Consider the following 13,746-nt stretch of genomic DNA (forward strand, 5'->3'; position numbering starts at 1 on the left):
ACTGCGTAGCCTATAAAAAGGTTCATTTTTTTGAATATTTTTGTAAATAAAAAGATAAATATCCTTTTTATGGTGGCACACAATGAACATATCGGTTCAAATTTACAAACAAAAAAGTCCACTTTCACAGTGGACTTGCTACTTTATAACGATAAATCTCTCTTTCTAAACATAACTATTGCTAACAAAAAGATGCAAACTGCCCCAACGGTTAAACCTAAACTTACCGGCCATATATTATATGTTCCTTCAGCAATTTCTTTCGGACGAAACAGCGTAAATAAAGATAGGCTTTTCATCCACTCTAACTTATCACTTAATTTCCCTACCATATCTAGTACGAAAAATAATATAGTTAAACTTGCTGAATAACTAAGTGCCTTTCTTTCATCATTACATATACAAGAAAAGAAAAATGAATACGCACTAACGACTAAAAATATGAGCCCTCCGACTACATTAATCTTCAAAAATAATTCTTTATTTAAATTATTATCTTTTAAAAACCATTCTGCTCCTACTATACCTGCTACATACGTGACAATTACAATGATAAGTAGCCCCAATATGAGAACAGTAGCTTGCGTAATAGCAATTTTCACTCTGGATACAGGCGTTGCTAGCAAGTATGCCATCGCTCCTTTATCTACATGACGCGCAATTAAATGTGTCGCAACTGTTACGCAAAAAATTGTTAAAATGATAATAAACAATAGACTGTAATACTCCCCAGCTAAAAAATCCATTACGTTTTGAATCGGACTTTCCATACCAACAATTTTTTTCACACTATCAGGCATAGCACTTATTAATTCATTTAATCCTTTCGCTGATACCATTGATGGGAATATCCAAATTAATAACCATAAATAGAGAGCCGCACCAATCGCATAACTAAAAATACTTTTTTGTGTTTCTTTCAAACTAGCTAAAAACAATTGCTTATTCATGCGTTACCCCTTCTTTCTTATCGTAATAATGCATAAATAAATGTTCTAAATCCATCGATCTCGTTTGAAGTGCCGTTACATTATAGTTTGAAAGTGTTTGTAAAACAGTTTGATAGTTTCCTTGTACAATAATAGATGCCTCTCTGCCTTTTACCGCTTCAAATTGCAAATTACACTTTGTAAGAGATTCAATTTCTTCTTGCGATGATACAGTTACATCTATTACCTGTCGTCTCATACTTTGTAAATCATGAATATTTTCAACTGTTACGAGTCGACCATCTTTAATAATAGCTACTCTGTCACAAGTTCTCTCAATTTCAGTAAAAATATGTGAAGACATAAGAATCGTTTTTCCTCTTTGTTTTTCCTCTACTATTAGTTCTATAAATACTTGCTGCATCAGTGGATCAAGTCCAGATGTTGGTTCATCTAAAATTAACACCTCTGGATCGTGCATAAATGCAGCGACTATCCCTACTTTTTGCTTCATTCCTTTAGACATTTTGCGAATCGGTGTTTTCACATCAAATTGCAGACGATCTATCAGTTCATCTCGTCTTTTCGTATCCTTTAATCCACGCATTCCTTGCATTAATTTTAAAAACTCTAATCCGTTCATTCCTTCAATAAAAGAAATTTCACCCGGTAAATAACCAACTTCCCTTTGAATTTTCGCTGCTTCATTCCAACAATCTAATCCAAAAATTGTCGCTTTACCAGCTGTCGGTTTTATAAATCCCATTAAATTACGAATTGTCGTTGATTTTCCGGCACCATTCGGTCCTAAATAACCAAATACTTCTCCCTCTTTTACATCAAATGTAATATGAAACAAACCTTTTCCATTCGAAAACTGTTTTGTAACATCTTGAACTGAAATCATAAGTCCACCTCATTTTTTGAAATATTTAATATATGATATTTCAAAATTATTGTACTCCTCATCTTTCATATTCGCAACAACTTTTTGAAATATTTATTAGTCCATATTTCAAAAATATTGTTTTCCATTATTTTTTCTTGTATATTTTAAGTGAGGTGATTACATTGAACGGCTTTGAAAAAGTGAAAGAAAAGAAAAAACGCGCCATTAAAGAGGCGGCCTTCGTATTATTTTCAGAACGTGGATTTAATGAAGTAAAAATAGAACATATTGCAAAAGAAGCAAACGTTTCTCAAGTTACAATTTATAATCATTTCGGAAGTAAAGATGCGTTATTTAGGGAGCTTATACAAGAATTTATCATATCTGAATTTCAATATTATAAAGGGCTTGCAGAAGAAAAATTACCTTTTCATGATATGATGCAAAAAATGATTGTAAGAAAAATGAATACTGGCGGGTTATTTCAACCTGATATGTTACTACAAATGATGCAAAGGGACGAAGAACTCCGTAAGTTTATTTATAGTTATCAAAATGAAAAAATCCTTCCCTGGTATTTAGAAATATTAGAACGAGCTCAGCGCAAAAACGAAATTAATCCACACCTTACGAAAGAAATGATGTTACTTTACATTCAAATGTTTACTAAGTTAGGTGATGATTTCGGGGCACAGCTTCTTGAAGGAGATCGAGAAAAACATATACAAGATATCGTTACGATGTTCTTTTACGGCCTTTCTGTTCCAACAAAATAAAAAAGACACGAAATTCGTGTCTTTTTTATTTTACCGAAATGACTCTACCCGTTTCACTACTTTCAACCGCTAATTGAATTAGTTTAATAACATTTAAACCATCTTGCGCTGTTACAGGTAGTTTCTCACCATTTAATATACTATCTCTTACACCTTTATAGTACATGTCATAGCAACCGACTTCTGTTGAAATGCGATTTAAAGTTTCTTCTGTTTCTAAAGTAGCAAAATTCTCTTCAGCATCTACTCCATAACCTATATCGCCTGGCTTCATTCCATTTTTTAATTGTTCTTCCTGCGAATCCATACCGTATTTCACGATAGAACCTTTGTCCCCATGTAATGTAAAATGCGGTCCTGCTTGTTTCACGTAACTGCTACTACGTAAAATGACACGCTTAACTCCATAATGAAGTACTACGTGGAAATAGTCATCAATCTCCGCACCTGGCCTTTGTTTTATTACATCTGCGCTTATCGCATCTGGTTTTCCGAATAATGATAGCGCTTGGTCAATTAAATGCGATCCTAAATCATATAATATACCTGAACCTGGTAAATTCTTTTCTCTCCATCGATCGCGTACATGTGGACGGAAACGATCAAAATGCGCTTCATATGCGTATACATTTCCTATTCTATTTTCTTCTAATAATTTCTTAATTGTTAGGAAATCATTATCAAAACGACGATTATGATATACACTTAACATCACATTATGCTGCTTTGCTAATGAGATAAGTTCTTCCCCTTCTTCAATTGAAACAACAAATGGTTTTTCCACTACAACATGCTTACCATGTAAAATCGCTTCTTTTACATATGGAAAATGAGTTGTATTCGGTGAAGTAATGACAACTAGTTCAATATCAGATCGCTTTACTAATTCATCAATTGTGTCAACAACAGCAGCATTTGGTAAAGTTTGTTTCACTACTTCTTCTTTTGAAGATAAAATAACTCGAATATCATATTCTTCTATCGTTTGTAATAGCGGGATGTGAAATGTTGTACTAGAAAATCCAAATCCTACAATCCCTACACCTATTTTTTTCATGTTGCCCCTCCAATTATCCCGCACTAACGGACAGTAAGATCCCTCCTCAAAATTCAGCGAAAACTAAGAAGTTAGGTGAGGGCCTTACTGTCCGTAAAAGCCCGATTAGTTCAACTAATAATCAGTAGGGAATAAAGCCCCCCACTGATTAAAGTTTCACTTTATGAGAACGATTTCATTTCACTATTATAACAAGATTATTTTCATATACATAATAATTCGCTTAGAAAAAAGCATCTCGCTATTATTCATAGCAAGATGCTTCCTTTATTCCGGTCTTTTCTTCGTCCACGTTTCTACTACTTCACCAGTATCATTAACATCTAGTACTAAACTACCATTACTATACCGGTCTTTGTTTCGATACGCTTTCGGATCAACCTCTTCTACAATATTTTTCTCTGTCTTCATGTAAACTAGTTCATCGTCTCGTACAATTTCAATACCTACAATACGGTATGGATTACGTTTTAACTCTTTGAAAATAACAAGACCTCGCTTCGCTCTCGTTGACTTTTCAATTTCTGATGCTTTTAAACGCTTTATAGCACCGCGTTGCGTTACGAGAATAAGTTGATCTTTGTCACCATTTAACGGTTTACCAGAAGCGACATAGTCATCTTCTTTTAAATTAATTGCTTTTACACCAGCAGCTCTTACACCGACTGGACTTACTTCATCTTCATGGAAAATAAGTGCATATGCACCGTGTGTAGCAAGAACGATATCACTCGTTCCATCTGTCGCAAATATATCGACAACTTCATCATCTTTTTTCAAGTTTACAGCAACGAATGCCCTTGAATAACGCTGAACTTTATATTGATTTAATTCTGTTTTCTTTATCATACCATTTCGCGTTACAAATACGATAAATCGTTTTTCTTCCTCAAAGTTCGGTATGACAGTTGCCCAAATAATTGTTTCATCTCGGTCGAGTGAAACGATATTTGCAACGTGCTGACCTAAATCTTTCCAACGAATATCTGGCATTTCGTATACTGGAAGATATATATAGTTTCCTTTACTTGTGAATAAAAGAACTGTTTCAGTCGTATTCGTATCGAATCGTTCAAGTAAGATGTCACCCTCTTTCATACCGAAGTCTTTGCCGTTTGATGCATTATGTGAGCGCCATCCAGTACGTTTCACATATCCTTCTTTCGTTACAGTAACGATGACATCTTCTTGTGGAATCATCACTTCTACGTCTATTTTAATCTCTTCAATTTGTTCTTCAATAATAGCGCGACGATCATCACTATATGTTTTCTTCACTCTCTTCAAATCAGTTTTAATGACTTGAAGTAATCTTTTTTCACTTTGTAAAATTGACTGTAGCTCTAGAATTTTCTTATTAAGCTCATCGGCTTCTTCTTGTAACGCCGTAATGTCTGTATTCGTTAAGCGATATAATTGCAAGGATACAATTGCTTCTGCTTGTGCTTCTGTAAAGCCAAATTTTGCACTTAAATTATCTTTCGCATTACGTTTATCTTTTGAAGCTCGAATTGTCTCGATTACTTGGTCTAAAATCGATAATGCTTTCTTTAAACCTTCTACAATATGTTGACGATTTTCTGCTTTTCTTAATTCATATTGCGAACGTCTCGTAATAACCTCTTTTTGATGTCCAATATAAGCATCCAAAATTTTCGGTAATGTCATAAGTGTTGGACGGCGATTATTGATCGCTACCATATTAAAGTTATATGGAATTTGTAAATCTGTATTTTTATATAAATAATTTAAAATACCTTCGGCGTTTACTTCTTTCTTTAATTCAACAACGATTCGTAAACCAGTACGATCTGTCTCATCACGTACTTCAGCAATGCCATCTAACTTTTTATCTAGACGTAATTCATCCATTTTCTTTACAAGGTTTGCCTTATTCACTTCGTAAGGAATTTCAGTGATTACAATTTGTTGTTTCCCACCGCGCACTGTTTCAATTTCTGCTTTTCCGCGAATAATAATTTTACCTTTTCCTGTTTCATACGCCTTTTTAATACCATCAATCCCTTGAATAATACCGCCTGTTGGGAAATCTGGTCCTTTCATAACTGTTAATAAATCATCAACAGTACTATTTGGCTTATCAATACGCATCATTGTAGCGTCAATAACTTCTCCAAGATGATGCGGAGGAATTTCTGTTGCATAACCAGCGGAAATTCCTGTAGATCCGTTTACTAATAAATTCGGGAACGCTGCTGGTAATACAACCGGTTCTTCACTCGTATCATCAAAGTTTGAAACGAATTCTACTGTTTCTTTATCGAGATCACGTAATAACTCTGATGCGATTGGTGATAAACGGGCTTCTGTATAACGCATTGCCGCTGCTGGATCACCATCAACACTACCATTATTACCATGCATTTCAACTAAAACATTACGTACTTTCCAAGTTTGACTTAAACGTACCATCGCCTCATATACAGAGGAATCACCATGTGGATGGTAATTACCAATAACGTTACCAACTGTTTTAGCTGATTTACGAAACGCTTTATCATGTACGTTTCCTTCTACATACATAGAATATAATATACGTCTTTGTACTGGCTTTAAACCATCACGCGCATCTGGAAGCGCGCGGTCTTGAATTATATATTTACTATAACGTGCAAAGCGGTCACCTAACACGTCTTCAAGCGGGAGGTCATGAAACTTCTCTGCCTGCATGTTATTCCACCTCCGTCTCCATAATCATTTCGTTTTCTAAAATATTTCCTTCTTCTTGCATACCAAATTGTACATTACGCTCAATCCATTTACGGCGCGGTTCTACTTTATCGCCCATTAATGTAGTTACACGGCGCTCTGCTCTTGCTGCATCATCAATTTTCACTCGGATTAATGTACGCGTTTCAGGGTTCATCGTCGTTTCCCATAACTGATCTGCATTCATTTCACCAAGTCCTTTATAGCGCTGCAACATATAACCTTTACCGACCTTTTTCGTTACACCATCTAATTCTTCATCAGACCATGCATATTCAATTACTTCACTTTTCCCTTTCCCTTTACTTACTTTATATAAAGGTGGAAGTGCAATAAATACTTTACCAGCTTCGATAAGTGGTTTCATATATCTGTAGAAGAAAGTTAATAACAATACTTGAATATGAGCTCCATCCGTATCTGCATCGGTCATAATAACAACTTTATCGTAGTTAATATCTTCAACAGCGAATTCATTTCCTACTCCGCCGCCAATTGCATAAATAATTGTATTAATCTCTTCATTCTTAAAAATATCAGCAAGCTTTGCTTTCTCCGTGTTAATTACTTTACCACGCAACGGTAGTACCGCTTGAAAACGACGATCTCGCCCTTGCTTTGCTGAACCGCCGGCCGAGTCACCCTCTACTAAATACAATTCGTTTTTTTGAGGGTTACGTGATTGTGCAGGTGTTAACTTCCCGCTTAAAGTACCTTCTGATTTTTTCTTTTTCTTACCACTACGTGCTTCTTCTCTCGCTTTACGAGCAGCCTCACGTGCTTGCGCTGCTTTAACTGCCTTTCTTACAAGAAGTGTAGCTACATCCGGGTTTTCTTCTAAAAAGTAAGCTAAATGCTCTGATACAATTGCATCAATAGAAGAACGAGCTTCACTTGTACCCAGTTTCCCTTTCGTTTGTCCTTCAAACTGCAGTACTTCTTCTGGTACACGTACAGAAACGATAGCCGCTACACCTTCACGAATATCTGTACCTTCTAAGTTTTTATCTTTTTCTTTTAATAATGAAACTTTACGAGCATACTCATTAAACACACGTGTCATCGCTGTTTTAAATCCAGCTTCGTGTGTTCCACCATCTTTTGTACGTACGTTGTTTACAAACGAAAGAATATTTTCTGAGTAACCATCATTAAACTGGAATGCTAGTTCTGCTTCAATCCCATTTTGTTCACCAGTGAAATATACAACTGGATGAATTGAATCTTTTTCTTCGTTTAAGTATGAAACGAAAGCTTCAATTCCTGTTTCATAATGAAATATATCTTCTAAATCATTACGTTCGTCTTTTATCGAGATTTTCATTCCTTTTAATAAGAATGCAGATTCACGTAATCTCTCACATAATGTTTCATAATTGTAATTTGTCGTACTGAAAATCGTTGTATCTGGTTTGAAGTGCATTGTCGTACCAGACTCTTTTGTTTTCCCGATTTTCTCTAACGTCGTTGCAGGAACGCCACCATTTTCAAAGCGTTGTTCATAAATGTTACCATCACGTTTAATTGTTACTACTAACCATTCTGACAAGGCGTTTACAACTGATGCCCCAACACCATGTAAACCACCACTCGTTTTATAGCCACCTTGACCAAACTTACCACCTGCATGAAGTACAGTTAAAATAACTTCAGGTGTAGGTTTCCCAAGTTTATGCATTCCCGTAGGCATTCCTCGCCCTTTATCAATAACGCTAATACTATTATCTTTATGTATTACGACAGAAATTTCGTCGCCAAATCCCGCTAACGCTTCGTCAACGGAGTTATCTACTATTTCATATACTAAATGATGCAATCCACGGCTATCCGTACTCCCGATATACATACCCGGGCGTTTTCGAACGGCTTCAAGTCCTTCTAACACTTGAATTGCATCTTCATTGTATTGGAACTGATGCTTCGCCAAACTCCTTGCCCCTTTCCTAATCAAATCAGAACATATGTTTCTATTATAGAATAACGCCTCGACTATAGTTTTGGCAAGTTATCTTATCTCTTTTATATACCATTTTCAATAGAAAAATCCTTGTTTTTTCACAAGGATTCCTCTAGGCTACTATTTCAGAAAAATAATCGTTTGTCAACGAGAAATGGATATGTATTCCAAGATTACACATTCCAAACCTTTATCATGATCCAAATGATCAATATCCAAAACGGGATAACAAGTAACAATCCCCAAAAACAGCCTTTAAAAAATCTCATGATGAACACCTCGTTCATCGGCCCTACTTATCTATAACGAGGGCTGAATCAATCTTTCTATCTTTAAAATCTATACTATTTTGTCATCGCATGTTCTACTTTAATACAACGGTCCATTATTACAGTATAGTCTTTTTCTTTTAAAAGTTTATACGTATCTTCATCTTGTACTCCTAGTTGTGCCCAAAAAACATCTGCATCAATCTCTACAAACTCTTTCGCAACACCCATTAAAAATTCTGAACGGCGGAATACGTTTACGATATCAACATGTTCTTTAATATCCGCCAGTGAAGGAACTGCCTTTTCTCCAAGTACTTCATCAACTGTTGGATTTACCGGTATAATGCGGTACCCTGCATCTTGCATCGCTTTTGAAACCATATACGATGTACGTTCTGGTTTATCTGATAATCCAACAACCGCAATCGTTTTACTTTTCTTCAATACTTCACCAATTTCCGTACGAGTTGGGTTTTCAATTGTCATAATTAGTCCCTCCTATTCCTTTAGTATATCCGATAAAGAAAGTCTCTTTCAACATGAAAGAGACTTTCTTTTATTCCGATTATTGATTCTTAGTAGCTGAATTATCTGCTAACGTAGCTGATTTCGTCATTTTTTGACCATTGCGATAGAATGTAACTTCTACTTTCTCGCCAACTTTTTTCTTTTCATATAAATATTTACGGAATTGAAGAGCATTCTCTACCTTTTGATTATCTAATGCTACTACAAGATCATATTGCTCTAAACCTGCTTTTTCTGCCGGTGATATTGGATAGATTTTACCTAATACAACGCCATTTGTTACTTCTTTTGGCACTTTCAGCTGATTTACTGCATAAGTTTGCACATCTTCTAATGAAACGACACCTACTCCAAGCGCTGGACGTTTCACTACTCCATCTTTTTCAAGCGATTCGATGACTGGTTTTGCAATATTAATCGGAATTGCAAATCCGATTCCTTCAACTTCTTGCTGCGCAATTTTACTCGAGTTAATACCGATTACTTCACCGTTTTGGTTAAATAATGCACCACCACTATTACCAGGGTTAATCGCTGCATCTGTTTGAATAACTTGTGCTTGCCAATCTGGGCGTTTGTCCCCATCAATATCAACTGGAATTTCGCGTTCTTTACTACTGATTATACCTTCCGTTACACTGCCATCAAATCCAAGTGGGTTTCCAATTGCAATCGCTTTTTCACCAGCACGAAGTTTACTGGAATCACCTAGACTTGCAACTTTATTTACATTAGATCCGTCAATTTCAACAACAGCTAAGTCTAACCAAGGATCCTTACCAACTAGTTTTGCATCAACTTGCTTTCCATCACTTAGTTTCACAGCAAGTTTATTCGCTCCATCTACTACGTGGTTGTTCGTTACGATATATGCTTTATTTCCTGCTTTTTTATAAATAACTCCTGATCCTGAACCAGCTTGTTGTTCTTGACCTGTCGGTTGCATTGCAAATGGATCGACACTTTGTTGCATATTAATAACACCTACAACAACATCTTTCGCACCTTCAACCATACCTGGCAAATCAGTTTCGTTTTTTGATTTATTGACAACAGGAACTACAGTACCTTCTACTTGTTTATTAGAATTGAATGATGAAACTGCCGCTCCATTATTTTGCACCCATGGCATATAAGGTGCTGCAAAACTAATCGAAACCGCCCCGACTACAGCTCCCACTAAACCTGTGAAGAAATAACCTTTTTTACTTCCTGATTTTTTCACTTCTCTCGTTTCACTATGCTCTTCATTCAAATTTGGTCCGTCGTAATATCCCATTTTTATTTCCCCTCTCTGGTGAATTCGTATTTTCAGTATAGTCACGTTTTGTGTCCTTCTTGTGAACTCATCGTGAAATCCAATTAAAAAAATACTCCTATCTACCATTGTAGACAAGAAAATTATTTTTTGAACATTCTACCTTCAAAAAGAGGATATAAAATTGCTAAATTCCCAGGCTAAAGTGCACAAGTCATTCCAGATTATTCTTCGAATTTATAACCAACTCGAATAACAGTACCGATATGCTTCGCTTTATCTCCTAGCTTATTTCGCAATTTTTTAATATGCGTATCAACCGTTCGGTCATCACCGTAGTAATCATATCCCCATAACTGATCTAATAAATGTTGACGTGACAACACAATTCCTTTGTTCTCCATTAAATAAACGAGAAGTTCAAATTCTTTATGCGTCAATATAATTTCTTCTCCATCTACTAAAACAGTTCTAGATAGACGATTCACTTCTATTCCAGCTAAAGACATAGCATTTTCTTCCGCTACTCCTACCGCACCATCCGCACGTTTCAATAACGTCTTCGCGCGAGCTACTAACACTTTCGGGCTAAATGGTTTCGTTACATACTCGTCTGCACCTAATTCGAAACCTAGCAATGTATCATCCTCATCCGAACGTGCTGTTAGCATAATAATTGGTACTGCTGATTCTTTTCTAATTCGTCTACAAACAGACCATCCATCTATTTCTGGTAACATAATATCTAACATAATTAAATCAATTTCATGCTCTGCAAATAACTCTAGCGCTTTTTTTCCATCTTCTGCTTCAATCACTTCAAAGCCTTCATTACGAAAATAATCACTAACAATTTCACGTAATCTTCTTTCGTCTTCAACAAGTAATACTGTTTTATTCATATAATCTATCCCGCCTTTTTACTCTTTCAATCGAATAATACGTTGATTGGAGCTTCCGCGAAATGGAAGTGTTAAATCTCTTTTCTCGATTTCAAATCTTCCATCGACTAAAACATCCCCATAGTGTAACAACTCTATCATATCATTATTTTGAGAACTCTGTATCTCTTCTAACGTATAACCTGTATACATCCATAGATTTTTTTTCAAATCTTTCACGGCTTTTGCTACTTTTTTCACTTCAACAGCTTGAAAAAACGGATCTCCACCTGAAAATGTTACATCAGTTAATGGATTACTTGCAATCTCTTTCACAACTTCTTCTACCGTCATTTCAGTTCCATTGCAAATATTCCAAGATTTCGGGTTATGACACCCGAAACAACGATGCGGACAGCCCGCAAAAAACACGACTGTCCGCAACCCTTCTCCATCTACTACACTATCATGAATGATATTCATCACTTTCATTTATGCTTCACCCGATCCATCTCTTCGCTACGTTTCGCACTATTCCACTTCGACATATCTCCCACAAGATAGCCAGTTATACGGCGAATTCTTTCTATATTGGTCTCGTCTTCATTTCCGCAGCTTGGACATTCATTTCCAATAACTCCGTGATAGCTGCAGCATGTACAACGATCAACAGGATGATTAATTGAACCGTACCCAACGCCATGCTCTGCCATCGCTTGTACAATTTGTTTTAACGCCTTTTGATTATGCATCGCTGCTCCGTCTAATTCAATATACGTAATATGCCCCCCATTACATAGAGCATGAAAAGGTCCTTCTAAACGGATTTTATTTATCGCTTGAATGTTATAATAAACTGGAATATGGAATGAATTCGTATAGTAATTATGGTTCGTTATACCGCTAATCTCACCAAATTCCTCTCTATCTTTTTTCACAAACTTCCCTGATAAACCTTCTGCAGGAGTTGCAATTATTGAGAAATTCAGTTGATGTTCTTCCGTCGCCTTATCCATTCTCTCCCTCATAAAGGAAATAATTTCATATCCAAGTTTCCATGACTCTTCATCTTCCCCTTGATGCTTTCCTGTTAAAGCCACTAAACATTCCGCAAGACCGATAAAACCAATACTTAACGTCCCTTGCTTTAAAATAGGTGCTACAGAATCTTCAGGCTGTAATGTTTCTCCGCCACGCCATACACCTTGTGAATATAAAAATCGAAAATCTCTCGCTCGCTTCGTACATTGATACGCGAATCTCTCTAATAATTGCTTAATTCCTAAATCCAAGTAATAATTTAGCGCTTCAAAAAACGCTTCTTTCGATCCACTAATTAGCCCTAATTTCACTAAATTAATAGAAGTAAACGACAAATTACCTCTTCCTATTGCTGTTTCTTCTCCATGTATATTAGACATAACACGAGTGCGACATCCCATGTAACATACTTCACTTTCAGGTCGTCCATCATAGTGCACTGCATTAAACGACGCATCTAAAAATGAAAAATTAGGGAATAATCGCTCTGCTGTCGTCTCTAGTGCTAATTCAAACAAATCATAGTTCGGATCACATTCTTCAAAGTTTACACCTTTTTTCATTTTAAAAATTTGAATAGGAAAAATCGGTGTTTCTCCTTTTCCAAGTCCAGCTTGCGTTGCTTTTAACAGCTGTTTAATTAAAAGCCTTCCCTCTCTCGATGTGTCTGTTCCGTAATTAATAGAAATAAACGGTACTTGTCCCCCGCCCCTACTATGCATACTATTTGAATTATGAACGAAAGCTTCACACGCCTGATACGTATCGCTTTCTGTTTCTTTCCATGCGAATTCCTCAATTTGTTCTTTCGTAAGCGGATATGATTGTAGTCGCTTTTTATGTCTCAGTACGGTTTTTCTCACATAGGGAGCTAAATCAATATCAAAGAGTGCAAACGATTGACCACCGTGCTGCATATTTTGATTCGCTTGAAAAATAATAGACGAAAGTGCCAACGCACTTTTAATGTCTTGCGGTTGTCTCATATGTCCATGTCCAGTATGAAAACCATTAGCAAGCATTTGTGCTAACGGAATTTGCGAACAAGTCGTCGTTCCTGTCGCATAAAAATCTAAATCATGTGGATATAATATATTTTCATTTATCGCTTTTTTCACTTGGTCTGACAATAAATTTTCAACTGCATAATATTTTGCACTCTCAGATGCGAACGTTCCCATTACTCCCATCGGAGAGCGCCCATCTACATTTGCATTCTCTTGCATTAAATCTTGTTCATTGCCGTGGACAATTGTCCCAAACACTTTCATTAATTTTTCTCCACGTGTATTTCGTTGTAACATTTATAACCCTCCATCAATATGTTGTTATCTTTTGATTAAAATGTTACAACATATAGTCTTGTTGTTTCTGTGAGAAATGTAACATTCCTGTGAATTTTTTTTCACGAAATAATGAATTTTTCAT

Annotated in this window: 11 protein-coding genes; 1 reads left to right on the forward strand and 10 read right to left on the reverse strand. The window is 36.0% G+C overall.

All coding sequences use genetic code 11. From position 1 onward, the window contains the following. Positions 1 to 143: 143 nt before the first annotated feature. Together G9F74_RS07510 and G9F74_RS07515 are read right to left on the reverse strand one after the other, a co-directional pair. Entirely contained in the window at positions 144 to 950 is an 807-nt protein-coding gene (locus G9F74_RS07510) for an ABC transporter permease subunit (protein WP_016108899.1), read from the reverse strand. Next, positions 943 to 1,836 carry an ABC transporter ATP-binding protein gene (locus G9F74_RS07515; RefSeq protein ID WP_016108900.1) on the reverse strand — a complete coding sequence of 298 codons (894 nt, stop codon included), beginning with the start codon at positions 1,834 to 1,836 and terminating at the stop codon, positions 943 to 945. Before G9F74_RS07515 ends, G9F74_RS07510 begins: the two co-directional genes overlap by 8 nt. A 164-nt stretch (positions 1,837 to 2,000) precedes the next feature. On the opposite strand from G9F74_RS07515, the gene G9F74_RS07520 reads away from it, so the two are divergent. Beyond that, positions 2,001 to 2,594 (forward strand): TetR/AcrR family transcriptional regulator, encoded by a 594-nt coding sequence (locus G9F74_RS07520; protein WP_001013009.1) that lies wholly within the window; start codon positions 2,001 to 2,003, stop codon positions 2,592 to 2,594. A 25-nt stretch (positions 2,595 to 2,619) separates the two neighbouring features. On the opposite strand, the gene G9F74_RS07525 is transcribed toward G9F74_RS07520, so the two are convergent. From G9F74_RS07525 to G9F74_RS07560, 8 genes are all read right to left on the reverse strand, one after another. Beyond that, positions 2,620 to 3,651, reverse strand: a complete 1,032-nt coding sequence (locus G9F74_RS07525) for an oxidoreductase (protein WP_000719779.1) — start codon at positions 3,649 to 3,651, stop codon at positions 2,620 to 2,622. Between the two features lie 267 nt (positions 3,652 to 3,918). Next, positions 3,919 to 6,342, reverse strand: coding sequence for a DNA topoisomerase IV subunit A (gene parC / locus G9F74_RS07530; RefSeq protein WP_016108901.1), 2,424 nt, complete (start codon positions 6,340 to 6,342; stop codon positions 3,919 to 3,921). A 1-nt stretch (position 6,343) separates the two neighbouring features. Further along, complete coding sequence (gene parE / locus G9F74_RS07535) at positions 6,344 to 8,308, reverse strand: DNA topoisomerase IV subunit B (protein ID WP_001062195.1); 1,965 nt, start codon at positions 8,306 to 8,308, stop codon at positions 6,344 to 6,346. Between the two features lie 374 nt (positions 8,309 to 8,682). Beyond that, complete coding sequence (locus G9F74_RS07540; RefSeq protein ID WP_000151385.1) at positions 8,683 to 9,096, reverse strand: CoA-binding protein; 414 nt, start codon at positions 9,094 to 9,096, stop codon at positions 8,683 to 8,685. Positions 9,097 to 9,175: 79 nt separating this feature from the next. Beyond that, a complete protein-coding gene (locus tag G9F74_RS07545) occupies positions 9,176 to 10,417 on the reverse strand; it encodes a S1C family serine protease (protein WP_000542629.1) in 1,242 nt (413 codons plus the stop codon). Between the two features lie 203 nt (positions 10,418 to 10,620). Further along, positions 10,621 to 11,298: a response regulator transcription factor gene (locus G9F74_RS07550; RefSeq protein ID WP_001044679.1), complete on the reverse strand. Its 678-nt coding sequence runs from the start codon at positions 11,296 to 11,298 to the stop codon at positions 10,621 to 10,623. 18 nt (positions 11,299 to 11,316) lie between these two features. After that, positions 11,317 to 11,769: an anaerobic ribonucleoside-triphosphate reductase activating protein gene (nrdG, locus tag G9F74_RS07555; protein ID WP_000867069.1), complete on the reverse strand. Its 453-nt coding sequence runs from the start codon at positions 11,767 to 11,769 to the stop codon at positions 11,317 to 11,319. Beyond that, the gene (locus tag G9F74_RS07560) at positions 11,766 to 13,622 is read right to left on the reverse strand and encodes an anaerobic ribonucleoside triphosphate reductase (RefSeq protein ID WP_016108902.1); all 1,857 of its coding nucleotides are present in this window, start codon (positions 13,620 to 13,622) and stop codon (positions 11,766 to 11,768) included. The genes nrdG and G9F74_RS07560 overlap by 4 nt, the downstream gene beginning before the upstream one ends. Positions 13,623 to 13,746 lie beyond the last annotated feature (124 nt).

The organism is Bacillus sp. EKM202B (genome assembly GCF_011066025.1).
GTDB classification, from domain to species: Bacteria; Bacillota; Bacilli; order Bacillales; family Bacillaceae_G; genus Bacillus_A; species Bacillus_A toyonensis.

What these genes read in the sequence shown, in the direction of transcription:
- G9F74_RS07510 (WP_016108899.1), bottom strand. Translation starts at nt 950, where the DNA reads ATGAATAAGCAATTGTTTTTAGCTAGTTTGAAAGAAACACAAAAAAGT.
- G9F74_RS07515 (WP_016108900.1), bottom strand. Translation starts at nt 1,836, where the DNA reads ATGATTTCAGTTCAAGATGTTACAAAACAGTTTTCGAATGGAAAAGGT.
- G9F74_RS07525 (WP_000719779.1), bottom strand. Translation starts at nt 3,651, where the DNA reads ATGAAAAAAATAGGTGTAGGGATTGTAGGATTTGGATTTTCTAGTACA.
- parC (WP_016108901.1), bottom strand. Translation starts at nt 6,342, where the DNA reads ATGCAGGCAGAGAAGTTTCATGACCTCCCGCTTGAAGACGTGTTAGGT.
- G9F74_RS07540 (WP_000151385.1), bottom strand. Translation starts at nt 9,096, where the DNA reads ATGACAATTGAAAACCCAACTCGTACGGAAATTGGTGAAGTATTGAAG.
- G9F74_RS07545 (WP_000542629.1), bottom strand. Translation starts at nt 10,417, where the DNA reads ATGGGATATTACGACGGACCAAATTTGAATGAAGAGCATAGTGAAACG.
- G9F74_RS07550 (WP_001044679.1), bottom strand. Translation starts at nt 11,298, where the DNA reads ATGAATAAAACAGTATTACTTGTTGAAGACGAAAGAAGATTACGTGAA.
- nrdG (WP_000867069.1), bottom strand. Translation starts at nt 11,769, where the DNA reads ATGAAAGTGATGAATATCATTCATGATAGTGTAGTAGATGGAGAAGGG.
- G9F74_RS07560 (WP_016108902.1), bottom strand. Translation starts at nt 13,622, where the DNA reads ATGTTACAACGAAATACACGTGGAGAAAAATTAATGAAAGTGTTTGGG.